The sequence below is a fragment of the Mesorhizobium sp. M0195 genome (assembly GCF_040322115.1).
In the GTDB taxonomy this organism is placed as follows: domain Bacteria; phylum Pseudomonadota; class Alphaproteobacteria; order Rhizobiales; family Rhizobiaceae; genus Mesorhizobium.
Window position 1 is genome coordinate 489,942 of the sequence record NZ_JAMYSV010000001.1, and the last position, 24,362, is coordinate 514,303.

A 24,362-nucleotide genomic window follows, 5' to 3' on the forward strand; every position below is an offset into this window, starting at 1 on the left:
CACACCGACCGTCAACATCAATGAAACGGGGGAAATGGGCCTGGTGGTGGTGGGCGCGGCCGGCCGCATGGGCCAGGCGCTGATCCGCGCCATCCACACGATACCGGGTGCCCGCGTCGCCGGCGCCATCGAGCGGGCCGGCTCACCCCATATCGGCAAGGATGCCGGCGAGCTGGCCGGCGTCGGCAGGCTCGAGGTGGCAATCGGCGACGATCCGCTGCCGGCCTTCGCCAAGGCCGACGGCGTGCTCGATTTCACCACGCCGGCGGCGACCGTCGAATTCGCCGGCTACGCCGCGCAGGCGCGCATCGCCCATATCATCGGCACAACCGGCTGCTCGGCCGAAGACAATGCCAGGATCGCGGCGGCGGCACGGCACGCGACGATCGTCAAGTCAGGCAATATGAGCCTCGGCGTCAATCTGCTGGCAGTGCTGGTTGAGCAGGCGGCGCGCGCGCTCGACGCCGACGATTTCGACATCGAGATCCTGGAAATGCACCACCGGCACAAGGTCGATGCGCCGTCGGGCACGGCGCTGCTGCTCGGCGAAGCCGCCGCTGCCGGGCGCGGGGTAGCACTTGCCGGCAACGATGTTCGCGTGCGCGACGGCCATACCGGCGTGCGCAAGAGCGGCTCGATCGGTTTCGCCAGCTTGCGCGGCGGCTCGGTGGTCGGCGACCACTCTGTGGTGCTGGCCGGTACCGGCGAGCGCATCACGCTTGCCCACCACGCCGAAGACCGGGCGATCTTTGCTCGTGGCGCGGTCAAGGCAGCCCTGTGGGCGCGCGGCCGCAAGCCGGGCCTCTATTCGATGCGGGACGTACTCGGCCTGACAGGCTGATCCACAGACTTGGCTGATCCGCAGATTTGGCTGATTCACAAAATTTGAAGGAGCAAATATGTCGAGAACTCTCGTGCTCGTGCGCCACGGCCAGAGCGAATGGAACCTGAAGAACCTGTTTACCGGCTGGCGCGACGTCGACCTGACCGAACTGGGCCATGCCGAGGCCAAGGCGGCCGGCGCCAAGCTCAGGGCGCGCGGCATGAAATTCGACATCGCCTTCACGTCGTCGCTGATCCGGGCGCAGAAGACCTGCCAGCATATTCTCGACGCCGTTGGCCAGAGCGGGCTCGAGACCATCCGCGACCAGGCGCTGAACGAGCGCGACTATGGCGATCTCTCCGGCCTCAACAAGGATGATGCGCGCAAGAAATGGGGCGAGGAGCAGGTGCATATATGGCGCCGCTCCTACGACGTGGCGCCGCCCGGCGGTGAAAGCCTGAAAGACACCGGCGCGCGCGTCTGGCCCTATTACCTGCACGATCTGCAGCCGCATGTGCTGCGCGGCGGCACGGTGCTGGTGGCGGCACACGGCAATTCGCTGCGCGCGCTGATCATGGCGCTGGACGGCAAATCGGGCGAGGAGATCGTCAAGCTCGAGCTCGGCACCGGCGTGCCGGTCATCTATACGCTCAACGCCGATTCGACGGTGGCATCGAAGGAAGTGCTGGAGCATTGAGGCGGAGAAGGAACGCGGCATTCAAAAAAGCGCGTTGACACTCATCCCTCGCCCGCTTAATGAGCGCGCACCAGCCCAGATGGCGGAATTGGTAGACGCGCACGGTTCAGGTCCGTGTTCCGCAAGGAGTGGAGGTTCGAGTCCTCTTCTGGGCACCAAATTCCTGTTTCGGACCGTTTGATATGGTTCGGAGACTCCAAGAAAAAGCCCGGTTTTGCCGGGCTTTTTTGTTGTTTCATGGCCTTTTGGGGTCCGGCCGGGTGAAGTGCTGCCCTTGCTGTTAAACGTGCCGGTTAGCGACAACAGACATTGCAGACGTAAGTGTTGCCATAAGTGACGTAGGCGTCGTCGGGGATAGCCCCGTTTTCCTTCATCGCCTTGGCTAGGTCCTTAGCGGCATCCTGGGCATAGGTGCCGCGTAACGTAATGGCGAACCACCCGTTGGTGGCGAGGTAGGCGACAAGCGGGATTGATGCCGATCGCACATAGGCCTCCGTCTCGGCGAGATTGTCGAAGCTCTTGACCTGGATATGACGCTGTCCGAAGGGGCCGCTCTCATACTGGTCGACGTAGACCCAGGTGTCATGCATGTAGCCGACCTGACCGCCTGCACGGACACGGTACCATCGCTCGACATTATCCAAGATCACGACTGCGCTGCCGTTTCGCACATTGGCGAGCGTGGCGGATTTTACCTCTGGGAGGGCCTTTAAAGGCGCCGCGCCCTGGGAGCGGAGAATACGGCCCGAGCGGGCTTGAGGAATAACGAGTGAAGGATTCATGGAAGCAGGTGGCAAAGAGGCGACAGGCGGTTGTAACGGCGCTTGCTGGGACGATGGCGTCGAGGATGGTGCCTGGTTTGCGACCTGCGGCCAGCTTGCTTCGGGTTCCAAGGTAACGACCTTGTACTTAGCCATCTCGCTCCTAGAAAGATAACGCATGTCGTCACTGTCATATTGCAGCGAAAGCTGAAGCAGAGCGGGATCCACGCCCATTTCGATCATGTAGGTGATGATGTCGGCGGTCATTTGCTGGATGCCGGAAACGGCTTCCTTGCTGTTTACGGGAATGTCGCCACTGAATGAGGATCTATGGACGCCGATGGAACCCGGCTCGGCAAAGCGCACAACGCCACCAAGGAACGCCAGGGAACAGGCCGAAGCACACTCGACAGCCCTGAATTGAGCCGTGCTAAGGCGCAGCCTACGAATAAGGCGGCCAAGCTCCATAGCCTTCTGGATATTGCCGCCGGGGGACTGGAAGGTGACAGCGACTGATGCATTGGACCGTGCCAGTGCCTCGAAAACCGATAGGTCGTCCTGATACGAGAAATCACCCGACACGAGGATATACTGGAATCCGGAGTCGGTCTGCCCGGCTTGAAACTGCAAACCGGCATGCGCCACCGGAGCGCCCAGCAGCATCGATGCAAAACACAACAAGACGCGAACGAAAGAGATGCGAGACATGGCCCATAATACCCCCAAAGTAGCCTAGCTTCGGCGGACGACACTGTCGAATCCTCGTTGCAGATTTGGTGAGAGCAACTTGAAGTTTTGTCTTTGTCGCGACCACTAGTAAGGCGCGCCGCCATCACCCCAGCCAATCCGCCTGGCGCCTGCCGAAACGGGCCTCGGCGTCGGGCTCGAAAACGGAAGGGGTTGATGAAATCGTCGGCACAGTACGGCAGCGTCTTGCTCAGCGAGGCGTCATTTCTTGACTATCATTGGTCTCCGGTTATGCCTATCCGTCCGGGTTAGGTAGCGATCTGTCGTTGCGATAGCGCACAGTGGACCGTCGATGAAATCGCCGTTGAGCAAATTGTCCGCACTGCCCTTGCGCGCCGACGCAACCCCTCGCATCCTTGCATGTCCGGCGGCGACGCCAAGCTCGCCGCCGGCGTCATCGTGATCAGATCAGCTGTGGCGTGTGTCAGTTCGCGGCCGGAACAGGGCAGCTCATGTCGCCCTCCTGGCATTTCAGATAGCCTTCGAAATCTTTGGCACGGGATTGCGTAAGGCCGTCCATGCACTGCGCGATGAGCATTGGCATCATGCTTCCTCCGGCCGCTCCCGCCGTCTGGAAACTGCACTCCGCGTCGCGAAACTTGCCCCAATCGCGCTGTGCCTGAACAAGCAGCTTCTTGGTATCCGCATCGTCGTTCAGGCGGGCTTCGATCTGCTTGTAAAGCTCGTTGAGCTTCTTGTCGGATTTCTGAAACTCGGCACCGAAGCACTGGTTCATGGTGGCCTGATCCTTGGCATCGGCGCACTTGTCCTTGGCGAAGGCGAAAGTCGGCATGGCCGGAACCATGGCAGCAATCAGTATTGCGGTTTTCATCGATTTCCCTTTCCGGTTGCAGTCAAGCTCTTAAGTTGCTCAGCCCCGCCCCATGTTGCTGTCCGTCATTGCCACGGTTAGCCGTGCCCATGGTCTGATTATCTGGTTTTCGTTGGATCAGCTTTGTCACCTTCGGAGACCGTGACGCGAGTTCCGTCACGCCGGAATAGTGGTTCTCCTCATGCGCCAACGGCGTCGGCGGCAAATCTCCACCGATCACCATCATTCCGTAACTTGCTCGGCAAAACACTTTGCCAGATCTTGCGGCGCTCCGAGCTTCTTCGCCCAGGATACCAGTTCAGGTTTTTCCGACGGCTCGGCATAGCCGCCCCACACGTCGCGAAACTGCTTCTTTCCGTCGACTGTCTGGAAGAACATCACACCGTCGTCGCCCACGGGCGTGGAGACGTAAGCGGCGCTCCAGTTGCCGTTCTCCATGATCGTGATGAACTTCACCCGAGCGGGCTTGACCTTGTTGTTCAACGCCGAGGCGACGAGAGATGCATATTCCTGCTTGCGCGCCTTCGTCGCTTCGACCTTTATGCCGTCGCAGGCGCTACCCGCAGCGAAAGCGGATGTCAGCGTCATTCCCAGCCCCGTGAGGCCGGCCATAACGATTTTGGCATGTCGCCGGACCAGGCCGCTGAATTCAGGCATAATTGGCTTCCTCCTTTTTCGCCCCGGAGTCCCTTATTCGGAATCGTCATCGTCCGATGAATTGTCATCGTCCGGTATATCGACCTCGCAGCCGATGCCGCGGCAGCCTTGGTAGTTGCCTTGCGTATCGAAGTTCGGATTGCCTTCTTTGTCGTACTGCGGTCTGTCGTCGATCGTTTGATCCCCGTCATCAGGATCGTCGACTTTACATCCGAGCCCATGGCAGCCGATGTAACGGCCCCTGGTATCGAAGTTGGGATTGCCGTTCCTGTCGAACTGCGGCCGGTCATCAATCTTTCGGCCGCCTTTGTGGGACGGATCAACCAGGCAGCCCTTTCCGCGACAATCATCGTAATCGTCGGTGGTACAACCGGCGATCGCCATCACAGCAGTGGCCAAGGCCGCACAGATTACGAATTTCATGGTTCATTCCTCCGACTGGCTGGCGGACATCGTCGATGTCGGAAGGCCGTTGCAGGCGGCGATCCCCGCCTTTGCCGCGGAGTCTGGCGCCAATCGGAGGAGGGCAAAGCTTCGCCGGCCATCGAACGAGAGCCAGGCTGTGGGCGACGCATTCGACGACTTAGCCGATGGTTGCCGTAATCTCTCACGTCGGAGGGAACGCTCCCGGCGGGGGCCGCCGCATTAGCGAATGTCAATATTCCTCTCCATGCTTAGTGCCCCGTCCGCCCAAGCATGTTTCAACAATCCGCTGACGCGGCTGTGCTTCCAAGAAATTGCATCCGAGTCCGCCTGTGACAAGGACAAATCCCAATATCGCAGGTTGAATTTGGCAGATGCTTAATATTTCGGAATCAGCACCGGTTATCTTAGCAGGCACTGAAACATGCATCTGCCGCAAGATTACGGAACGTTCCATTAGCTTTGTTTCTCATTGATACAAGTAATACTCCATAGCGTTGTGACTTTTCGCCTGCTCTACGAAAAAAACGCGACGAGACCGTTTCTTATAAGATCGCCCTAATCGCGATCTATCGTGGTATTTTTTTCGAACCCAGCCCAACCCGTTGCGAGGGCCAAAAGAAACGCCGCCCCTTTGCCGACTTTTCGTACTGGCCGTCGGGCCAGGCGACTGCAAACATCCTCAAGGTCAGCCTGACGATGCGCCTTGGCTGCGGACATGACGATGTTTCGTGGCGCCAGCCGCGATGAGCGGTTTAGAAAGCCGGACGAACCCCGCCTTGTCTCACCCCAGCCCGATCCGCTTGGCGCCTTGCCGGAACAGCGCCTCGGCGTCCGGCTCGAAGCGAAAGGTGCCGATGAAATCGTCGGCGCAGTAGTTCGGCAGCATCTTGCGCAGCGCAGCGGCGAAACTTCGTGCCTCACTCAGCCGGCCCGCCAGCGCAAGGCAATGCGCGGCAATCGCCAGGATGATGACATGGGCGTTGGGACGGGCGGCTGCTTTCAGCGCCCATTCGGCGGCTTCATCGAACTGGCCAAGCCGGACATGCGACATCGCCCTGGCGCCCAACATGCCGAACAGCAGTGGATCGAAGGGACTCAGATGCCTGGAATGGTCGGACGAGCCGATCGCGGCCTGCGGGTCGCCGGACTGCGAATGGACGAACGACAGCGCATAGTGGCCGAGCGCGAAATTCGGGCTGAGGTCTACGGCGCGTTCGAGCTCGGTGAGGGAGCCGTCCTGTTCGCCACGCAGCCACAGCGCCCGCCCCATGGCCCAGTGAGCGGCTGGATTGTGATCGTCGACGAGCAGGCTCTGGCCGGCTGCCTCGAAGGCCAGGGCGCTTTCCTGGTCGCGGTCGCCCCAACGCTGGAAGGCATTTTGCCAATGGGTGAAGGAGAGGCCGGCATAGGCGCGGGCGAAGGTCGGATCGAGCTTCAAGGCCGTGTCGAAGAAATGCCGGGCCTGCTCGTTTTCCGTGCGGGTGAAGCGATACATGTGCCAGAGCCCGCGATGGTAGGCTTCCCAGGCGTTCAGCGAATTGGGCGCCTTCAGCATGGCGCGGTTGCGCTCGACGGTTTCGATCTCGGCCGAGATCGACGAGACGATGCTGTTGCCGATGTCGTCGAGCACGGTAAAGATGTCGTCCGGTCTGCGCTCGAACGTCTCGGCCCAGACGATCCTGGCCGTGCGCACCTCGACAAGTTCCACGCTGACCACGACGCGGGCTGCCTGGCAGCGTACCGTGCCGGTGGCGACATAGTCGACGTTGAGCCGGCGGCCGGCGTCCTCCGGCGCAATGTTTTTTTCGGCGAGCGCAAACACCGAGCCGCGTGCGATGACGAAAAAGTCCCTGAGCTTGGCCAGGCGGGTGATGATGTCGTGGGTGAGGCCGTCGGCCAATCCACCGCGCGGGCCGCCGACAGCCGCCTCTTCGGCAAACGGCATCACGGCGAGCGAAGCCTTCTGCGATGCAGCAGTATCGGAACGGGGAGGCACAATTGACGCGTGGGGGGCCGCGGGTACGAGTGAAGGTCGCGCCCAGAGCGCTGCTGCAGGTCGTTCACCGCGGATCGTCCGCCATGCCTCACGAACGGCTCCGAAATCCAGATCCTCTGAAGCAAACAGCCGCGCCGCGGAAGCGAGATGTTCCTCGCCCGCGCCAAACTGGCCGCGCTGCGCCAGCCTTTTCAGAAGAGCCATATGCGCGCGCCCGTCGAACGGAGCGAGTTCCAGCCATTTGTCCAGATGCGAGGACATTTCGTCGGCATCCGCCGGAAGCTTGTTGACGAGGTGTTCCAGGATTGCGGCGTGCCAGGCGCTGAAGCGGCGGCGCTGAGCGATCAGCCAACCGTCGAAATGCGGGCTGCGGTCGATCTCCAGCCCATCGAGAAAATCGCCGGCGAACATTCCGGAAAGAGCCTGCAGCCGCTCCAGACCGAGCGTCTCAACGCCCTTGGCGGCGGCCGAGGCTATGTCGATAGCGTCGACGGAAGCACCTTTCAGATCAAGCGCGATCGTGTCGCCTGGTGTCTCGACCCTGCGATGGTGCGGTTCATCGAGGATGCCTCTAAGCTTGCTCAGGCACCAGCGAAGCTCGCCGCGCGGGTCGTTCGGCACATCCCACAAAAGCTCGCAGAGGCGGCTGCGGCCGACCGGATGTGGCGCCAGCGCCAGATAGGCGAGCAGCGCACGCAGCTTGCGCGATTTTGGGAGCTGGATGATGATGCCGTTGCGTGCGATCGTCAGCGGTCCGAGCAGACGCACGGAAAGACCGGCCATCTCGCCGCCGAGGCTCGATCGGGCGGATTCCACGTAAGTTTCCACGCCTGCTCCCACGCTGGCCAGTCGGCCTTTGTTTTATCACCAAACGTGACACGGTGCATCCGGCAGCGAATTCCCGCGCCGGATACTGGCATTGCCGGGAGGCAGATGTAGCGTGGCAAGGTCTCGAAACCTCGCCGCCCAAGCCACCGGTCTGTAACCGGCCCGTGACGACAAGAGACAACGACAACGCGAGGAGATCGACATGTTGCATCAACAGAAAATCAGAACCACCGCCGGGCGCGGCCGTCTGTTCGACAGCATTCTCGACACGGTCGGCGATACGCCGGTGATCCGCATCAATAATCTCGGACCGGACCATGCCACGATCTATGTGAAGGCCGAGTTCTTCAATCCCGCCGCCTCGGTAAAGGACAGGCTGGCACTCAACATCATCGAGGAGGGCGAGCGCAGCGGCGCCTTGAAGCCGGGCCAGACCGTGGTCGAGGCGACCAGCGGCAACACCGGCATCGGCCTTGCCATGGTTTGCGCCCAGAAGGGCTATCCGCTGGTGGTGACGATGGCCGACAGTTTTTCCATCGAACGCCGCAAGCTGATGCGCATGCTGGGCGCCAAGGTGGTGCTGACGCCGCGCGCCCAGAAGGGTTTTGGCATGTACACGAAGGCGGTGGAGCTCGCCGAGGCCAATGGCTGGTTCCTTGCCCGCCAGTTCGAGACCAAGGCCAATGCCGCCATTCACGAAGCGACCACGGCGCGCGAGATCATCAACGATTTCGCCGGCTCGCGGCTCGACTGTTTCGTCACCGGCTATGGCACGGGCGGCACCGTCGCCGGCGTCGGACGCGTGCTGCGCCGCGAGCGGCCGGAGACCCGGATCGTGCTCGCCGAACCGGCCAATGCGCAGCTTATCGGCAGCGGCAAGCCGCAGCAGCGCGGCGCCGGCGGCGCGCCTGCCGCCAGCCATCCAGCGTTCGAGCCGCATCCGATCCAGGGCTGGACGCCCGACTTCATTCCGGACGTGCTGCAGGAGGCGATCGATACAAGCCTCTACGACGACGTGGTGCCGATTGCCGGGACCGAGGGCATGAAATGGGCCAAGGCGCTGGCGCAGAAGGAAGGGATTTTCACCGGCATCTCCGGCGGGGCGACCTTCGCGGTGGCGCGGCAGATCGCGGAAAAGGCGCTACCCGGCTCGGTGATCCTGTGCATGCTTCCCGACACCGGCGAGCGTTACATGACCACGCCGCTGTTCGACGGCATCGAAGCGGAGATGGACGCCGAGGAGACCGCGCTTTCGCAGTCGACGCCCGGCTGCCAGTTTCCGGCGTGACGGCGGCACATCGGGAGCGGCCTGCATGGACACGAAACCTGGATTGGCCGTCACGGCCAGCGAGGAAACGCTTGACCCCTCGAACTGGGCCGATGTGCAGGTCCTGTCGCATCGGATCGTCGACGATGCCGTCGCTTACCTGCGCGATGTCAGAGAGCGTCCGGTGTGGCAGGAGATGCCGGTCGATGTGAGGACCTTCTTCACATCGCCGCTGCCGCGTTCGCCGGCGCCGCTGGCAGAAATCTATGGCGACGTCACCAGGAGCTTGATGCCCTATCCGATGGGCAACATCCATCCGCGCTTCTGGTCCTGGTATATGGGCTCGAGCAATTTCACCGGCGCGCTCGGCGATTTCCTGGCGGCGATCCAGGGCTCCAACCTCGGCGGCGGCAACCATTCCGCCGCGCTGATGGACAACCAGGTCGTCGACTGGTGCAAGGAAATGATGGGCTTTCCGCAATCGGCCAGCGGCACACTGGTCAGCGGCGGCTCGATGGCCAACATCATCGGTCTGACCGTGGCGCGCAACGCCAAGGCCGGCATCGACATACGCGAGCACGGCCTTGCTGGCATCGACAAGCCACTGCGTTTCTACGGCTCCGACCAGCTTCACTCCTGTCATCGCAAGGCGATGGAGGCGCTCGGCCTCGGCAACCGGGCGCTGCGCCGCATCCCGAGCGATGCCGGGCTGCGGATCGACATCGCTGCGTTACGGGCGGCGATCGCCGAGGACCGTGACGCCGGTTTCAAGCCGGCCTGCGTGATCGGTACGGCCGGCACGGTGAACACCGGCGCAATCGACGATCTGCAAGCGCTGGCCGACCTGGCGGCAAAAGAGGATCTGTGGTTTCACGTCGATGGCTGCATCGGCGCCTTGCTTGCGATTGCGCCGGACAATTCGCATCGCGTTGCCGGCATCGAGCACGCCCACTCAATCGCGCTCGATCCGCATAAATGGCTGCACGCGCCCTTCGAGGTCGGCTGCGCGCTGATCCGGGATGCCTCCGCGCATCGCCGCACGTTCGCGGTGACGCCGGAATATCTGGAATCGACGCCGCGCGGCCTGGCCTCCGGCCAATGGCTGCACGACTACGGCTTGCAGACCTCACGCGGCTTCCGGGCGCTGAAGGTGTGGATGGCGCTGCGAGAACACGGCATCGAAAAGTTCGGCCGGCTGATCGACCAGAACATCGCGCAAGGGCATTATCTCGGTGAGCTGATCGAGGCCGAACCGGCGCTCGAGCTGGTGGCGCCGGTGAACATCAACATCGTCTGCTTTCGCTATCGCGCCGATGGGTTGGACGCTGAGCGCCTGAAAGCGCTCAATACCGAGATCATGCTGAGGCTGCAGGAAGAAGGCATCGCCGCCATTTCCGACACGACGGTGCATGGCCAGCATTGCCTCAGGGTCGCCATCAACAACCACCGTACCCGGCGTGACGATCTGGACCTGCTGGTGCGGGAAACGGTGCGCCTCGGGCGGGAGATTTCAAGGGCGGGCACCGCCGGCTGACGCCGGCTTCCGCTGCCTTGGGCGCCGGCTTTCCGTCGGGCGGCACGAGTCACGCCTCGAGCCAAACCTTCTCGAAATGCTGCTCGAGCGACTGGTGCTGCTCGCAGCCGTGGACGCCCTTGCGGTAGGTGCGGTAGACCGAGCGCCAGTAGGGCTGGATGATAATGCCGGAATCGCGGAGATTCTGCTCGATCTTCGCCATGATCTCCTTGCGGTCGCCGGCATCGGGCATCGCCAGCGCCTTGTCGAGTAGGCTGTCGAATTCCGGATTGGCGTAAGCGCTCTCGTTCCAGGCGGCGCCCGATTTGTAGGCCAGCGCCAGCACCTGGATGCCCAGCGGCCGGCCGAGCCATTCGGTGCAGGAGAACGGATATTTGCTCCAGTCGTTCCAGAAGGTGGCGGCCGGCAGCACCGTGCGCTTGATCTTCAGCCCAGCCTCGCGCATCTGCGCTGCGATGGCGTCGCCGGTGGTCTTTTGCCAGTCGACGTCGACCGAAATGAGCTCGTATTCGTGATCGGCCTTGCCGGCCTCGGCGAGCAGGGCCTTGGCTTGATCGATGTTGCGCACGGCTGGGCCGATATCGGCATATTCGGGATGCATCGGCCCGACATGATGGTTCTCGGCCGGCTTGCCGCGGTTGTCCATGCCGATCTTCAGCACAGCGGCGTTGTCGACGGCGAGCTGGGCGGCGCGGCGCACCTTGATGTCGTCATAGGGCGGATTGGCGACATTGAAACGCGCGACGATCGTCGAGCCGGTGGCGATCTCGGAATTGCTCAGGCCCATCGAGTCGGTCTGCGCAACCGTGTCGGAGGCGGTTTCGTGGTCGGTGTCGATCTCGCCCGATTCGAAGGCCGACAGCATGGCGTTGGGGTCGGAGCCGTAGTCGACCCATTTGATGCCGTCGAGGTAGAACTCGCCCTTCCACCATGGCTTGTCTTTGCGGCGGACTTCGGCGCCGACCTCGGCGTCCCATGCCACGAGTTCGCACGGCCCGGTGGTGATCGCCAATGCCTTCAGCGGGTCGCCGTCGCCTTCATAGCTGCGGTGCATGATCAGTGCCGGATAGTCGGCCATGCCGGCAATCAGTGAAATGTCGGGCTTGGGCAAATTGAGCCGCACGGTGAAGTCGTCGACGCGTTCGATGCCGCCGTCGACGGCTTTCTTGGTGTCCGCGTTGACCAGCGCGCCCATCCGCGCGGCGACAGAATTGCCGGCGACGGACGCATCGCACCAGCGCGTCAGATTGTGAATGACATCGTCGGCGTTGAAGGTGTCGCCATTCGACCAGTTGACGCCTTTGCGGACATGCAGCGTCAGCACGCGGGCATCGTCGCTGGTCTCCCAGCTCTCGAGCAGCCATGGCTCGAAGGTGAAGTCGCGGTTCCAGCGCACCAGATATTCATTACACTGGCGGGCGACGTTGGACATCTCGACGCCGTCGAAGGTGCGCGGATCCTTCCAGCCCTTGACGTTCATGGCAACGCGCAAGACGCCACCGCGCTTCGCCTCCTCGGCCCTGGCCGGTGACGGAGCAAGCCCGCCAAGCGCCAGCGCGCCGGCAGCGCTGACACCAAACGCGGCCATGGTGGCGAGATATTCGCGCCGGTTCATCTGGCCCTTCTTGAAGCCGTCGGCGACGGGCGCGGCCTGCGGATGCAATTTCCGATCGGTCAGCATGAACTTCATCGTCGTTCCCTCTTTGTTGGGCGCCTCCGACCGACCGCGCCGCGGGGGTGGATGCGTTTCGCAGGGGCGCCTTACGTGAGGTGATGATAATGCTGGCCTGAGCGGGCAAGTGTTCAGGTTCCCGCAGTTGTTGTGCGCTGTTCCGCAGTGGGGAGCTTGAGGAGAGAGGATTTCTGCGCTTGCCTGGCCGGCATGAGAGCCGCACTCCGCCGTCACTCCGGCCACTTGCCCCCGCCCAGCGCGGCTATAGCCGCGACGATGCGATCAAAGGCCTCGCTGGCGCGCGGCACGGTCTTGCGGGCGCGCAGGAAACTGTGCACGAGGCGCGGCTCCTCGCGCCACCATGCCTTACCGCCGGCGGCAAGGATGCGGTCGCGATAGGTCTGGCCGTCCGATGACAGCGGATCGCATTGCGCGGTGACGATTACCGTCGGCGGCAGGCCGGAGAAGTCGCTATCGCCAAGTGGCGAAAATGTCGGGTCGTCCGGCGACTGCCCCTTCGCTGCCCGGATATGGCGATAGAATTCGACGTCCCGCAACGTCAGCAGCGGCGCTTCGGCGTGCTCGATATAGGAGCCGGTGCGCGCTTTGCGGTCCAGCTCTGGGCCGTCTAGCTCGTCACCGCCGAGCTCGGGATAGATCAGCACCTGGCCGATCGCGCGGCGAGGATGAGTGCGTGTCGCCTGCGCCACTGCTGCGGCCAGGTTGCCGCCGGCGCTCTCGCCGCAGAGCACGATCGGCAAGCCGGTCGTCGCCGCAGCCCATTCGAACACCGCCAGCGCATCCTCGAAGGCCGCCGGATGCAGATGTTCCGGCGCCAGCCGGTAGTCGGCGGACAGAACCGCAAAGCCGGTGCCGGCGCAGATCTCGGCGCAGATGTCGTCATGGCTGTCGAGCCCGCCAAGCACGAAACCGCCGCCGTGATAATAGACGACCATCGCCTGCGGCGCCGTTCCCGCCATATGGTAACGCCGGACCGGGATCGCACGGTCGCCGACGCTGCTGTCGCTGGCCTTGACGCCGGGTGGATAGGGCTCGCGAAACGCCCGGCACATGGCGTCATAGACCGCCCGCTGCCTGTCGATCGGCATGTAGACGATTTCGGGCGGATACCACTCGTTGACCCGATCGATATAGGCCCACAGCTCCGGATCGAGCAGCGTCAGGTATTTTCCGCGGTCTGTCGTTTCGGGTCGCTCGGCTTCGGTGACCATCGCGGCGCGATCCCGCTCAGAGCTCGGCGTAGAGCCGGGCGGCGTTTTCGTAGCTGAAACGCAGCGGCACCGAGCCCTCGACCTGCCAGGCATCGACCGTCTCGCCGGCCAGCAGCCGGCAGGCGGCCTCGGTGGTGGTGACGGCACCGCCATAGAGCCGGTTGGCGAGGTTGAGGATGGCCGTCTGGTGCATCGCCGTGCTGCCGCTGCCGCAGGCATCCTTGACCAGCAGCACGCGAAACCCGAGCGCCACCGCATCTTTGACGGTGGCATCGATGCAGGCCTCGGTCCAGACGCCGGCAACGACCAGCCATTCGATGCCGTCGGCCTTGAGCCGCCCGGCGGCAGGCCCTCCACCAAAGGCGCTGGCCTGCGTCTTGACCAGCATCGTCTCGCCGGCTGCAGGCGCCACTTCCGGACAGATCGCCGTCAGCGGATCGTCCTTGTCGGAGAAAGCCGACTTGCCGTTGGCCTCGACCGGATGGAACGGCTGTGCCGCGGCGAGATCGACGACATAGGCCCAGTGATACAAAGGCACATGATTGGCTCGTGCTGCTGCCTGCAGGCGCTGTACGTTGGCGAGGATGTCGCCATAGCCTTCGACCAAATAGCGCTTGTCCCGCCGATGCTCCTCCTGGAGATCGATGAACACCGCCGCCGCCTTGCCGGGCTTGATCGAGATGGGGCTTTTCATGCAAAACTGCCTGTCAGCACTCAAACGTGCGTGTCAAGAAAATCGTCCTCGTAGGGGAAGCGCGACAGAAGTTCGGTGCCGGTCTCGGTGATCAGGATCTCGTCCTCCAGCTTGACGCCCTCGCGGCCGCCCTTCTCGCCGATATAGCTTTCGACGCTGACCACCATGCCGGGCACGATGACACCGTCGCGACCATAGGTTTCGTAATCCATGGCGTGCGCGATGAACGGCGTCTCGCCATGCATGCCGACGCCGTGCATGACCGAGGTATAGCGCTGGTCGACGAAGCGGTCCGGGATCTTCCAGGCCTTTTCGGCAATCTGGCGAAACGCCATGCCGGGCTTGACGACCCCGATATTGTGCTGAACCTGGTCGTGCGCCATCTTGTAGAGCGACTTCTGGTAATCCGTCGGCCTGCCCGGGCCGCAGCGGAAGGTGCGCGAGAAATCCGAATAATAGCCGTAGCAGCCGATCGTGTCGGTATCGAGCGCCAAGAGTTCGCCCGGCCTGATCTTGCGGCCGCTCGCTTCGTTGAACCAAGGATTGGTGCGCTGGCCCGAGGTCAGCAAACGGGTTTCGATGAACTCGCCGCCCTGCCGGATCACCTCGCCATACATGATGGCGAACAGCTCGTTTTCGGAAACGCCGGGCTTGATCGCCTCGCGCACGGCATAGACGGCGGCCTCGGCGCCGGCCATCGACACCTGCAGGCATCTTACTTCCTCGGGCGTCTTGACCGCGCGCACCGCCAAAATCTCGCCCTGGCAATCGCGGACGTCGCAGCCGCGCTTTTTGAGCGCCAGCGCCTGCAGATGGCTGCAGCGGTCGAGGCCGAGCTTCATCGAGCCGCCGCCATGCGCCTTGAGCAAATCGGCGATCTCGTCGGCGAAGGGACCCGCGGTTTCGTCGTCGCGGCCCGACACCGAAGACCATACCAGCTTGGACGGACGCGCCTCGTCGATCGTGTCGAGCACCATCGAGACATGGTAGCTCTGCGGATATTCGAACAGCACGATCGGCCCTTCGGTGGGGATGAAGAAGTAGCGCGTCGAGTTGCGCAGGAAATAGCCGAACATGTTGCGCGAACCGGTGGCGTAACGCTGGTTGTAGGGGTCGAACAAAACGACGCCGCCATAGCCGGCCTCGCGCATCCAGGCACGCAGCTTGGCAAGGCGCCCCTTGCGCAGCGCGTCGGCGTCGATGAAGGACGGCTCGGTATCGGACAGCCACATGCCGCCGGCCGGATCGGCCGCCGCCGGATGGCGCATGCGGTCCTTGAAGTCGACGTCCTCGGTGCTGTCGGGGTCAAAAACGACAATGCTCATGGGTGCCTCCTGGAAGCGGCGAGGATGGGCCAAGGGTGGCGCAAAGTCTGTGCGAAATCCCGCAGGTGTTGTGCCGGATGCCGCTAGGCGGCAGCCCCCTTCAATTACCTCGGCGATTGACTGTGGGCCCGAACGTTTTCGTCATCCTAGGGCGGAGCAAGGAGCGAAGCGACGCAGCGCAGACCCTAGGATCCATGCCGTGACATTGGTCGTAGAATGCGGCGGAATGGCGCTTGTGCGCGCATCGATGCTCGCTACCCTGAAACCATGACCGGCTACGTTTACATGACCGCAAGCCAGAAGCGCGGCACGATCTATATCGGGGTTACGAATGATCTCGGCCGCCGCATGCCGGAGCACAAATCCGGCGAGGGCTCGCGGTTCACCAGCCGCTACGGTGTGCAGCGTCTGGTCTGGTATGAGGAACATTTCGACATTGTCGACGCCATCCAGCGCGAGAAGTCGCTGAAGCGCTGGCCACGCCAATGGAAGATCGAGCTCATCGAGAAGACCAATCCGGAATGGTTCGAGCTTTTTCGCGGGACGGGTCCGCAGGCGCACTGCCGCGAGGTAACGGCATGGATCCCAGGGTCCGCGCCGCGTCGCTTCGCTCCTTGCTCCGCCCTGGGATGACGAAGTGGAGGGGTGTTCGGCCAATCTCCGACGTTTGCGGCTTGCAGAGGCCCCTAATGCCTCCGCATCACCTTCGGCGCATGCCCATGCTCTTCCCGAAACGCGCGGGCAAAGCTCGACATCGAGGCAAAGCCGCAGGCGAGCGCCACGTCGCGCACCATCAGCGTGGAATGCGCCAGCAGGTCGGCGGCACGCTTCAGCCGCAGCCGGCGGTAGTAGCCGTTGGGCGAAATGCTGAGCTCGGAGCGAAAATTGCGTTCGAGCTTGTCGGAGGAGACGCCAAGCCTATTCGCCAACTCCGCCATGCCGAGCCGTTCCTCCACTGCATCCTCCATGATGGCGATGGCCGACAGCACCAGTTCATTCTGCACGCCGGTGCGTAAGCGCAGCGGCATCAGCTTGCGGTCGACGCTGGAGCGCAGCGGGCTGTGCACGAACCACTCGGCGACGCCGGCCGACAGCTCGGCGCCATAATCGCGGGTGATGATCTCCAGCATCATGTCGAGGCTGCCGACACCGCCGGCCGAGGTGAAGCGCTTGCGGTCGATGACGTAGAGATCGCGCCTGAGCTCGATGTCGGGAAAGGCCTCGGTGAAGGCGGCCTGGCTGGTCCAGTGCAAGGTGCAGGCATGGCCGTCGAGCAGGCCCGCGCGGGCAAGGAAGAACGCCGCATCCGCCACAGCACCGATATGGGCGCCACCGCGCAGGCTCTTGCGGATCCAGCTCACGGCATCGTACGCGACGAGATGATCGGCATCTCCGCCCGAGCAGACGACGATGCGATCGACCTTCGGCGCGTCATGGGCGGAAAAGCCGGGCTGGATGACGACGCCGTTCGAAGCCTCGACCGGGCCTTCGGCGGCGCCGACAATGATCCAGCGATAATAGTCCCGCTTGGCCAGCACGTTGGCGGCGCGCAACGGCTCGATGACCGAACTGAACGCCATCATCGGAAAGCCGGGGAAGACGAGGATGGCGAAAGTTAGGGGGGCGTCGGTGGGTTTTGATAGGTCGCGCGTGGGGGTGGTCATGGGTTCACCGTGCCTGTCGGCAACTGGACGGAACGCACAATTCTGCCGAATGCGGTCGAGGTCAATTCACAGCAGCGATGGCGATGAGACCCCGAAAGCTGTTGTTACTACGCTGGTGCGACAGATGCGGCCGTGACGGGAAGCTGGTCCCAGGTTCGGTTGTCTAAGAGGCGCCCATTGCGCTTTTTGTTCGCTCCACCCCATTGCTTGAAGTGAAACGCAACACTCGCGCGCTCGCATTGATCGCGTATCGACCTCACCCAATCCGGATCCATGAAACGAGCGCCCGGCCCGCTCTCGCCTCCTGCTATTACCCAATCAATTGCTTCGAGATCTAGCCGGTCCAAGGGGCCAAGTAGTGGCTCTAAACTTAAGAATTTGATTGCCGCGCCAGTCATTCGGAGGTCGTCCACGCGGGATAAGTAGTTGTCATTCTCAACGCTCACCCCCATCCAGACGTTTGAAGGCCAATCCAAGCTAGTCGACAAAATCCGAAGGCGTTCAGATCGTTTCGTAAGAATTTGATATGTGTGCTGCGGTGTCCCGTTCATTACCGCGAAGACGCTTTGAATGAACTCCAGGGGGACCTTTTCGTGAAAAAGGTCTGACATCGAATTGACGAAAATCAGCCGTCCTCGCTTCCATGTTCCTGGTAAGGCGAGTGTATCGTAGTCGAGCCTGATCGAGCCGTTCCATTTTGCCCGCCCGCCCGATATGCGGGTGGTTCCCGCATATTTGGGCTGCCCCATCGCCTCAAGGCGGCTTGCCATCCGCATGGCGTAGCAATTGGTGCAGCCAGGAGACAGAATTGTACACCCGGCGACGGGATTCCACGTTGCCTCCGTCCATTCTATGCCTGAATTAGTAGCCATCGTCTCAACCTTTGAACCTAATTCTAACATGCTCTGGATAGGTAAATGCTTTCCGTTTACCTGTGGTGGAATACGCTTTCACCTTAGTTTCTTTTTCAAGTTTTATGAGAATTTCACGATAGTTAGGCCTTACATACGGTGTATCGACGCTGTGTTTCTGATAAATTTGATCAAACGTGACCTCTTGGTTCGCATACTTGGCAAGCAAATCTCCTTCCAAGGCGTCAAGTGGCCGTTGAAGTGAAAAAAGCAGCGGCATATCTGCATCAGCGGGTGAATACGTCAGCGATGGGACCCCTTGGTCATGGGTCGAGCTTTCCTTGGCCATAATGCCCTTCATGATGTCGTAGCCTTTAAAATGCTTTGAGACAAAAATTAGCTTGTGAGACGTTCGGGTCCCTGCTGCATTCCTGAATGTGAATGGAAGGACAAACGTCCCTCCAAGATTCTTGATCTCATTCGCAAGAGCCTCGAGGATAAGAGCCTCTCTTAGATCCGGCTTTTTGCCTTCCAACTGCTTCCTAAGGGCATTAGCCCTGGCTTCCCCGAACAGAGCATTCATGTGACTTGTGACGGCGGGATTGTTTATACCCGCGTTAATGCGGTTGTAGTTAAAGAAGAAGACGCAATCGCATCCCCAATCTTTGATAACCCCGTTCACTATCTTGAGTGACAGGCCCTTATAGCCGAAGGGGTCTACGAACGAGAACGAAGGAATTAGCGTAGTTTGCATGAAGAACCTAGCCGCGTCTTCATCTATCTCCCCGCACGAAACTTCAGGCTTGAACTTAAGATTTTCGATTCCTTGAAGAGCATCTATTTCTTCTTGTAGTGTCGACGTGTTGTCCTTGTTTGCGTCATTGAGCAGAGCAACGAGCATTTTCGCCATTCTTGGGTTGCTGATAGCACGTTCCAGAACGAGTAGAGGCGTAGAGGCGGATCCGTCCCTATAACGACCAGGGCCAGCATACAGGTCAATATAGGCGATCTTGCCATTCTTGAGTTCAGCAGTCGGCATCACAACCGTCGCCCAAGCGCTGAAGTATTTTTCTACGATTCGAGCCTTGACCTCGGACTGGTCGCTGCGCTCCTCAAAAAAACCTCTTGCCCATATCGCTTCCCCAGCTTGGAACAAAACAAGAACGATGTCAATAGGTGATGTATCCTGGCAGAGAACTGCCAAAATAATCTCTCAGTAACTTTCTAATGTTGGTCAAGCGATTGTTGATTTTGACGCCGAAACACGCTCGGATCTTTGCGCTTACGCCTCGTAGCCGCCGTCGAAGCCAGTAGTCATCGTGACAGGCCTGCGCGAGGCCGGTCATAAATGGGTCCCATCATCCATGGTGTGTGAGCGGCATCGCGCGGCGGATCGCCGTGAGCGAGCTTGACGCCATCGGCATCATTGACGAGAGCGTACCTCTCCCGGTGTACGGGATGCCGGTAGGCAGGTGAGGGGCAGCGCCGGCATCGATAGTTGATCACCTCACATCCCTTAAGGGCTTTCAATGCCTGGAGTGCCCCACCACCGGCTCCCCCTCAGCCCTTCAGCGCCTGATCCAAATCCGCGATCAGATCGTCGCCATCCTCGATCCCGGCCGATAAGCGCACCAGCGAATCGGAAATCCCGATCTCGGCGCGTTTTTTCGCGGGGATCGAGCCGTGCGTCATCAGCGCCGGGTGCTCGATCAGGCTTTCGACGCCGCCGAGGCTTTCGGCCAGCGTGAACAGTTGCGTGTGTTCGAGGAAGCGCTTGGTGCCGGCGAGGTCGCGGTCGAGCTCGACGGTGATCATACCGCCGAAGGCGTGCATCTGCCGCCTGGCGATGGCGTGCTGCGGATGGCTGGGCAGGCCGGGATAGATGACACGACGGATGTCGGGGCGGCTTTCCAGCCAGTGCGCGATCTTCTGGCCGTTCGAGGAATGGCGCTCCATCCTGAGCGCCAGCGTCTTCAAGCCGCGCAGCGCCAGGAAACTGTCGAACGGCCCGGAAATGGCGCCGATGGCGTTCTGCAGGAATTTCAGCCGCTCAGTGAGATCCTTGTTGTCGCCGACCACGGCGACGCCGCCGACCATGTCGGAATGGCCATTGAGGTATTTGGTCGTCGAATGCACTGATATGTCGATGCCGAGCTCCAGCGGCCGCTGCAGATAGGGGCTGCAGAAGGTGTTGTCGGCGACCGAAAGCACGCCTTTGCGCCTGGCCAGTGCTGCGACCGCTTCCAGATCGACGACACGCAGCAGCGGATTGGTCGGCGTCTCGACCCAGAGCAGCTTGGTCTCAGGGCGGATCGCCGCTTCGACGGCGGCAAGATCGGTGAAGTCGACGAAGTCGACCTGCAAATTGGCCGAGCGCTTGCGCACCCGTTCCAGCAATCGGAACGTGCCGCCATAGATGTCGTCGGTGGCGACGATATGCGCGCCTGAATCGAGCAGTTCAAACACCGTGGCGATCGCCGCCAGCCCCGAAGCGAAGGCGAAAGCGGCTGTGCCGCTTTCGAGGTCGGCCACAGCGCGTTCGAAGGCAAAGCGGGTCGGGTTCTGGCTGCGGGCATATTCAAAGCCCTTGTGCACGCCCGGGCTCTGCTGGCCATAGGTCGAGGTGGCGTAGATCGGTACCATCACCGCGCCCGTCGTCGGGTCGTGGCTCTGGCCGCCATGGATGGTGCGGGTCGAGAAGGCGAGGCGGTTTTTGCCCGATACAGTGGCTTTTATGGTCATCGGGCGCGCCTCAGATGGTTGATCAGGTCGATGCGGGTTATCAGGCCAATAAATTCGTCGCCGTCGAAGACGATGGCGACCTCGTTGCGGTCGAACACCGGCAGCAGCGCGTCCAGCGTCTGGCTGGCCTGCAGCGTGTGCAGATTGGTGGTCATCGCCGTCCTAACCGGGGCCTTGAAGCGGTCCCAGCGACTGTCATAGGGGCCTTCGACCTTGGCCAGGATATCGCTTTCGTCGATGATGCCGACGAGCTTGCCCTCGTCCAGCACCGGCAGTTGCGAGACATCCGAGCGGCGCATGCGGCCATAGGCGTTGAGCAGGCTTTCGTCGGGGCCGACGGACACGACATCGCCGGTGCGGAGCGTGCGCATCACCAGGTCGCGCAGGTCGCCATGCTGCTCCTGCTCGGCAAGGCCCTGCTCGGCCAGCCAGAAGTCATCGAAGACTTTCGACAGGTACTTGTTGCCGCTGTCGCAGACGAAGGTGACGACGCGCTTCGGCACGGTCTGCTCGCGGCAATAGCGGAGTGCTGCCGAAAGCAGCGTGCCCGACGACGAGCCGGCGAGAATGCCTTCCTTCGAAAGCAGGTCGCGCACCGCAAGCATGCTCTGCTTGTCGGGGATGGAATAGGCCTTCCTGACCAGCGACAGATCGGCATTGGGCGGCACGAAATCCTCGCCGATGCCTTCGACGGTCCAGCTTCCGGCCTCTACCATCTTGCCGGTCTTGATCAGGGGCGCCAGCACCGAGCCAACCGGATCGGCGAGCACCATCTCGGTCTTCGGCGAGACTTTCGCAAAGTAGCGGCCGAGCCCGGTCAACGTGCCGCCTGAGCCGACACCGACGACAACCGCATCGACATCGCCTTCGAGCTGTTGAAAGATTTCCGGCCCGGTCGTGGTCTCGTGGGCGTGCGGATTGGCCGGATTGGCAAACTGGTTGGCATAGAAGGCGCCGGGCAGCTCGGCGGCGATCTTTTCGGCCATGTCCTGATAATATTCGGCATGGCCCTTGCCGACATCGGAACGGGTCATGCGCACTTCCGCGCCGAGCGCCCGCAGATGCTGGATCTTTTCGCGCGACATCTTGTCAGGCACGACGAGGATGATGTGGTAGCCCTTGGGGATGCCGACCTGGGCGAGACCAAGACCGGTGTTGCCGGCGGTCGCCTCGACGATCGTCCCGCCGCGTTTCAGTTTGCCCTGTTTTTCGGCGGCGGCAATCATCGACAGCGCGATGCGGTCCTTGATCGAGCCGCCGGGATTCTGGCTTTCGAGCTTGATGAACAGCCGGCACTTGCCGATGTCGAATTTGGTCAGCTCGACGACCGGCGTCTGCCCGATCAGGTCGAGAACCGAGGCATAGGGCGGGCGCAGGCGGGACGATGCATCGTCCTGTGCCACGATCTTGTGCTTGCTCATATCAGATGCTCCGTTGCCAGAATGAGCAACCGCCCTGGAAGACGGCAACCTATCGTCTTTTCCAGCCGTTTGCAGTTGGAAAGAAGATAGATCGTGCCAATCCGGCCGCCAGCAGGGGAATGGAATTTCGCGAAAGCTTCGCCGGCTCCAGGCAGGGCAAAAGATTTGCAGAACCTGCTTAGGGTTCAGGCGATCGCGGCCTGGGCTTCGATCTCGATCAGAAAATCCGGATTGCCGAGGCCGGCGACGCGCAGCACCTTAATGATCGGCGGCGCGCCACGGTTTGCCCAGAAGGCCATCCAGGCGCCGAAGGCCGGCCCTATGTCCAGGTCGCCGGCGATATAGACCGAGAGGCTGACGAGGTCTTCAGCATCTTGTCGGAAAGCGAAGGGATCAGCCGGCGCAGTTCGGAATAGCGCATCGGCTGTTCCTTGATGCGCGCCAGGATCACCGTCTTCCATTTGCCGCCGAGCGCGTCGAGCGCGAACTCGACCGGACAGCCGTAGAGTCTTCCGTGTTGGGTCATGCGCCATGGTAGGCAAGGCACAGTGACGACGAAAGCAGAATTTGCCCGGCCATCTGGCCAGGGTCGGGGCTTATGGCCTCGCCGACTACAAAATTCCTGGAGGAGAACGAAGACGAGCGTGCGCGACACCAATCCGGTCAATGCGAGACGGCCGAAACGTGGCGTCATCGCTTAGCTGTCTCGACCACCACGGGCTGGCTCTGGTGGAGCGAGCTCCCGCACCCCTTGTTCGCCTTCAGCGAACGCGGTCGAGATCTTTTCACCCAACGGCGACGGTCTTGCATCCGAATTGCGTCTAGACAAAGAGGTCCTCATCCGAGCAAGCGCTTGCTCAGCCGCGCGCACTGCACGCGAATATCGGGAATGGCGTCGATCTCGAAGAAGGTGCCGCGCGTCAGTGGCCCGACGGCGAGGATCTTGGCGGATACCGTGCCGTCGCCGGCAATGACCTCGCAGTTCGCGGTCACGTCGAGGCCGAGGCGCAGCGGATCCGGCCGTGCCAGTCCACGCTCGACCAGTGACCGCACCACGCTGTTCGAGGTGGTCGAGATGTCCCTGGCGATGCCTGTGCAATCATAGATGCGGGTGACGTCGAACCTTTCGAGCTGCTGTGTGTGGCGCGACTGGACCTGTACGCTGAAGCCGTCGCCGGCGGCGATCTCGACGACGCGCCCGGCGACAAGGCGGACGCGGCCCGCTTGCACCGCCTCGGCGACGCGGGTGTAGACTTCCGGCGCCATGCGATGGCGGTGGATGTCCCACCAGGCCTTGGTGTGCTCGACGAAGCGGCGCTTGGCCGAGGACGGCCAGTTCTGCCAGATCTTCTGGTTGAAGGGTCTCAGACCGTCGACGACGTCGCGCCAGTCAATACCGGCCTTCTGGTTTTCCCGGATCAGGTCGCGGAACCAGCCGACGAAATAGGAAAGCTGGGTGCCGAGCGGAATGTCGGCGACGTCGAGCTTGATCGGATTGCCCTTGCGATGTGGCGAAGGCAGCAGGCCGCGCCGCGACACCGCGACGATCGCGCCGCGGTGGCCGCGCTGCTCGAGCGACAGGAAGGCATCGACCATGCTCAAGCCGGTGCCCAGCACCAGGACTTGGGCTTCGGGGTCGAGCGCAGTGTCCGCCTCGGATCCCATTCTGATCGCATGCCCCTGCCCCGCCCCCGGCTCTTCGTCATGCCCGGTGGCGAGCACGGCAAGATGCGCGACCACGCTGGTGCCGTTGGCCAGCGCCACCTCGACGCCGGAGGCGGTCGGCGAGATCGACAGGCTCTCCTCGCGGATCAGGCGCAGCCGGCCCGTCTGCTGCTCACGCGTCTCGAGCTCGTCGAGCAGCTCCTTGAGATAGCGGGCGTAGACGCTGCGCGGTGCATAGACCGGCGCCTGTTCCGGCGTCGCTATCCCGCGTTCAAGCAGCCAGCGCAAGAAATTGCCCGGATCGTCGGCATAGGCGCTCATGCCCGACGCGCTGACATTCAGCACATGCGCCGACAGCAGCGTTGAATAGGCCATGCCTTGCCCAAAATGCGGGCGTTTTTCGATCAGGCTGACGCGGAGATCGGGATTGGGCGACTTCAGCAGATGCGCCGCAAGCACGACGCCGCTGGCGCCGCCACCGACAATGATGATCGAATTTGGCGTAACGCGCCCGGTCATACGCACACC

The 24,362-nt window shown here is 62.1% G+C and carries 20 protein-coding genes, 1 tRNA gene and 1 pseudogene; 6 read left to right on the forward strand and 16 right to left on the reverse strand.

The genetic code is table 11. The annotated features are described in order from the left end of the window. The first annotated feature begins 16 nt into the window (after nucleotides 1–16). From dapB to NKJ12_RS02480, 3 genes are all read left to right on the forward strand, one after another. On the forward strand, nucleotides 17–841 hold the full coding sequence (gene dapB / locus NKJ12_RS02470; RefSeq protein WP_352701412.1) for a 4-hydroxy-tetrahydrodipicolinate reductase: 825 nt from the start codon (nucleotides 17–19) through the stop codon (nucleotides 839–841). Nucleotides 842–899: 58 nt separating this feature from the next. Continuing rightward, entirely contained in the window at nucleotides 900–1,520 is a 621-nt protein-coding gene (locus tag NKJ12_RS02475; protein ID WP_352701145.1) for a 2,3-bisphosphoglycerate-dependent phosphoglycerate mutase, read from the forward strand. A gap of 73 nt (nucleotides 1,521–1,593) precedes the next feature. Next, nucleotides 1,594–1,678 (forward strand) — tRNA-Leu (locus NKJ12_RS02480). Nucleotides 1,679–1,813: 135 nt separating this feature from the next. Here the strand turns inward: NKJ12_RS02480 and NKJ12_RS02485 are convergent. The 5 genes from NKJ12_RS02485 to NKJ12_RS02505 form a co-directional block, all read right to left on the reverse strand. Further along, nucleotides 1,814–2,989, reverse strand: a complete 1,176-nt coding sequence (locus NKJ12_RS02485) for a hypothetical protein (protein WP_352701146.1) — start codon at nucleotides 2,987–2,989, stop codon at nucleotides 1,814–1,816. Between the two features lie 463 nt (nucleotides 2,990–3,452). Then, nucleotides 3,453–3,860, reverse strand: coding sequence for a lysozyme inhibitor LprI family protein (locus NKJ12_RS02490; protein ID WP_352701147.1), 408 nt, complete (start codon nucleotides 3,858–3,860; stop codon nucleotides 3,453–3,455). A 222-nt stretch (nucleotides 3,861–4,082) separates the two neighbouring features. Then, nucleotides 4,083–4,517, reverse strand: a complete 435-nt coding sequence (locus NKJ12_RS02495; RefSeq protein ID WP_352701148.1) for a hypothetical protein — start codon at nucleotides 4,515–4,517, stop codon at nucleotides 4,083–4,085. Between the two features lie 33 nt (nucleotides 4,518–4,550). Beyond that, on the reverse strand, nucleotides 4,551–4,901 hold the full coding sequence (locus NKJ12_RS02500; RefSeq protein ID WP_502905690.1) for a hypothetical protein: 351 nt from the start codon (nucleotides 4,899–4,901) through the stop codon (nucleotides 4,551–4,553). A gap of 823 nt (nucleotides 4,902–5,724) precedes the next feature. Further along, a complete protein-coding gene (locus NKJ12_RS02505; protein WP_352701413.1) occupies nucleotides 5,725–7,722 on the reverse strand; it encodes a transcriptional regulator in 1,998 nt (665 codons plus the stop codon). Nucleotides 7,723–7,969: 247 nt separating this feature from the next. Here NKJ12_RS02505 and NKJ12_RS02510 point away from each other — a divergent pair, with 247 nt between their 5' ends. Both NKJ12_RS02510 and NKJ12_RS02515 read left to right on the forward strand, forming a co-directional pair. Next, on the forward strand, nucleotides 7,970–9,055 hold the full coding sequence (locus NKJ12_RS02510; protein ID WP_352701151.1) for a PLP-dependent cysteine synthase family protein: 1,086 nt from the start codon (nucleotides 7,970–7,972) through the stop codon (nucleotides 9,053–9,055). A gap of 25 nt (nucleotides 9,056–9,080) precedes the next feature. After that, entirely contained in the window at nucleotides 9,081–10,568 is a 1,488-nt protein-coding gene (locus NKJ12_RS02515; protein WP_352701152.1) for a pyridoxal phosphate-dependent decarboxylase family protein, read from the forward strand. 49 nt (nucleotides 10,569–10,617) lie between these two features. On the opposite strand, the gene NKJ12_RS02520 is transcribed toward NKJ12_RS02515, so the two are convergent. From NKJ12_RS02520 to NKJ12_RS02535, 4 genes are all read right to left on the reverse strand, one after another. Next, complete coding sequence (locus tag NKJ12_RS02520; RefSeq protein WP_352689808.1) at nucleotides 10,618–12,258, reverse strand: ABC transporter substrate-binding protein; 1,641 nt, start codon at nucleotides 12,256–12,258, stop codon at nucleotides 10,618–10,620. Nucleotides 12,259–12,470: 212 nt separating this feature from the next. Beyond that, nucleotides 12,471–13,472 (reverse strand): alpha/beta hydrolase, encoded by a 1,002-nt coding sequence (locus tag NKJ12_RS02525; RefSeq protein ID WP_352508622.1) that lies wholly within the window; start codon nucleotides 13,470–13,472, stop codon nucleotides 12,471–12,473. A gap of 16 nt (nucleotides 13,473–13,488) precedes the next feature. Continuing rightward, the gene (locus NKJ12_RS02530; protein ID WP_352701153.1) at nucleotides 13,489–14,166 is read right to left on the reverse strand and encodes an isochorismatase family protein; all 678 of its coding nucleotides are present in this window, start codon (nucleotides 14,164–14,166) and stop codon (nucleotides 13,489–13,491) included. Between the two features lie 20 nt (nucleotides 14,167–14,186). Further along, nucleotides 14,187–15,491 carry a M24 family metallopeptidase gene (locus tag NKJ12_RS02535; RefSeq protein WP_352701154.1) on the reverse strand — a complete coding sequence of 435 codons (1,305 nt, stop codon included), beginning with the start codon at nucleotides 15,489–15,491 and terminating at the stop codon, nucleotides 14,187–14,189. Between the two features lie 267 nt (nucleotides 15,492–15,758). On the opposite strand from NKJ12_RS02535, the pseudogene NKJ12_RS02540 reads away from it, so the two are divergent. Beyond that, nucleotides 15,759–16,040, forward strand: a pseudogene (locus NKJ12_RS02540) (GIY-YIG nuclease family protein); the annotation flags it as partial. Nucleotides 16,041–16,177: 137 nt separating this feature from the next. Here the strand turns inward: NKJ12_RS02540 and NKJ12_RS02545 are convergent. The 7 genes from NKJ12_RS02545 to NKJ12_RS02575 all read right to left on the reverse strand — a co-directional run bounded on the left by NKJ12_RS02545 (nucleotide 16,178) and on the right by NKJ12_RS02575 (nucleotide 24,353). Continuing rightward, entirely contained in the window at nucleotides 16,178–17,155 is a 978-nt protein-coding gene (locus tag NKJ12_RS02545; protein ID WP_352701155.1) for a GlxA family transcriptional regulator, read from the reverse strand. A 107-nt stretch (nucleotides 17,156–17,262) separates the two neighbouring features. Further along, complete coding sequence (locus NKJ12_RS02550; RefSeq protein WP_352701156.1) at nucleotides 17,263–18,027, reverse strand: DUF5131 family protein; 765 nt, start codon at nucleotides 18,025–18,027, stop codon at nucleotides 17,263–17,265. Between the two features lie 4 nt (nucleotides 18,028–18,031). Next, on the reverse strand, nucleotides 18,032–19,210 hold the full coding sequence (locus NKJ12_RS02555; RefSeq protein ID WP_352701157.1) for a three-Cys-motif partner protein TcmP: 1,179 nt from the start codon (nucleotides 19,208–19,210) through the stop codon (nucleotides 18,032–18,034). Between the two features lie 356 nt (nucleotides 19,211–19,566). Continuing rightward, nucleotides 19,567–20,748, reverse strand: coding sequence for a cystathionine gamma-synthase (locus NKJ12_RS02560; protein ID WP_352701158.1), 1,182 nt, complete (start codon nucleotides 20,746–20,748; stop codon nucleotides 19,567–19,569). Then, the gene (locus NKJ12_RS02565) at nucleotides 20,745–22,169 is read right to left on the reverse strand and encodes a pyridoxal-phosphate dependent enzyme (protein ID WP_352476860.1); all 1,425 of its coding nucleotides are present in this window, start codon (nucleotides 22,167–22,169) and stop codon (nucleotides 20,745–20,747) included. Before NKJ12_RS02565 ends, NKJ12_RS02560 begins: the two co-directional genes overlap by 4 nt. Nucleotides 22,170–22,488: 319 nt before the next feature. Beyond that, nucleotides 22,489–22,695: a winged helix-turn-helix transcriptional regulator gene (locus NKJ12_RS02570; protein ID WP_352701159.1), complete on the reverse strand. Its 207-nt coding sequence runs from the start codon at nucleotides 22,693–22,695 to the stop codon at nucleotides 22,489–22,491. A 311-nt stretch (nucleotides 22,696–23,006) separates the two neighbouring features. Further along, nucleotides 23,007–24,353, reverse strand: coding sequence for an FAD/NAD(P)-binding protein (locus tag NKJ12_RS02575; protein WP_352701160.1), 1,347 nt, complete (start codon nucleotides 24,351–24,353; stop codon nucleotides 23,007–23,009). Nucleotides 24,354–24,362: the final 9 nt, after the last annotated feature.

What these genes read in the sequence shown, in the direction of transcription:
- NKJ12_RS02475 (WP_352701145.1), top strand. Translation starts at nt 900, where the DNA reads ATGTCGAGAACTCTCGTGCTCGTGCGCCACGGCCAGAGCGAATGGAAC.
- NKJ12_RS02485 (WP_352701146.1), bottom strand. Translation starts at nt 2,989, where the DNA reads ATGTCTCGCATCTCTTTCGTTCGCGTCTTGTTGTGTTTTGCATCGATG.
- NKJ12_RS02490 (WP_352701147.1), bottom strand. Translation starts at nt 3,860, where the DNA reads ATGAAAACCGCAATACTGATTGCTGCCATGGTTCCGGCCATGCCGACT.
- NKJ12_RS02495 (WP_352701148.1), bottom strand. Translation starts at nt 4,517, where the DNA reads ATGCCTGAATTCAGCGGCCTGGTCCGGCGACATGCCAAAATCGTTATG.
- NKJ12_RS02500 (WP_502905690.1), bottom strand. Translation starts at nt 4,901, where the DNA reads ATGGCGATCGCCGGTTGTACCACCGACGATTACGATGATTGTCGCGGA.
- NKJ12_RS02505 (WP_352701413.1), bottom strand. Translation starts at nt 7,722, where the DNA reads ATGGCCGGTCTTTCCGTGCGTCTGCTCGGACCGCTGACGATCGCACGC.
- NKJ12_RS02510 (WP_352701151.1), top strand. Translation starts at nt 7,970, where the DNA reads ATGTTGCATCAACAGAAAATCAGAACCACCGCCGGGCGCGGCCGTCTG.
- NKJ12_RS02515 (WP_352701152.1), top strand. Translation starts at nt 9,081, where the DNA reads ATGGACACGAAACCTGGATTGGCCGTCACGGCCAGCGAGGAAACGCTT.
- NKJ12_RS02520 (WP_352689808.1), bottom strand. Translation starts at nt 12,258, where the DNA reads ATGAAGTTCATGCTGACCGATCGGAAATTGCATCCGCAGGCCGCGCCC.
- NKJ12_RS02525 (WP_352508622.1), bottom strand. Translation starts at nt 13,472, where the DNA reads ATGGTCACCGAAGCCGAGCGACCCGAAACGACAGACCGCGGAAAATAC.
- NKJ12_RS02530 (WP_352701153.1), bottom strand. Translation starts at nt 14,166, where the DNA reads ATGAAAAGCCCCATCTCGATCAAGCCCGGCAAGGCGGCGGCGGTGTTC.
- NKJ12_RS02535 (WP_352701154.1), bottom strand. Translation starts at nt 15,491, where the DNA reads ATGAGCATTGTCGTTTTTGACCCCGACAGCACCGAGGACGTCGACTTC.
- NKJ12_RS02545 (WP_352701155.1), bottom strand. Translation starts at nt 17,155, where the DNA reads ATGACCACCCCCACGCGCGACCTATCAAAACCCACCGACGCCCCCCTA.
- NKJ12_RS02550 (WP_352701156.1), bottom strand. Translation starts at nt 18,027, where the DNA reads ATGGCTACTAATTCAGGCATAGAATGGACGGAGGCAACGTGGAATCCC.
- NKJ12_RS02560 (WP_352701158.1), bottom strand. Translation starts at nt 20,748, where the DNA reads ATGACCATAAAAGCCACTGTATCGGGCAAAAACCGCCTCGCCTTCTCG.
- NKJ12_RS02565 (WP_352476860.1), bottom strand. Translation starts at nt 22,169, where the DNA reads ATGAGCAAGCACAAGATCGTGGCACAGGACGATGCATCGTCCCGCCTG.
- NKJ12_RS02570 (WP_352701159.1), bottom strand. Translation starts at nt 22,695, where the DNA reads ATGACCCAACACGGAAGACTCTACGGCTGTCCGGTCGAGTTCGCGCTC.
- NKJ12_RS02575 (WP_352701160.1), bottom strand. Translation starts at nt 24,353, where the DNA reads ATGACCGGGCGCGTTACGCCAAATTCGATCATCATTGTCGGTGGCGGC.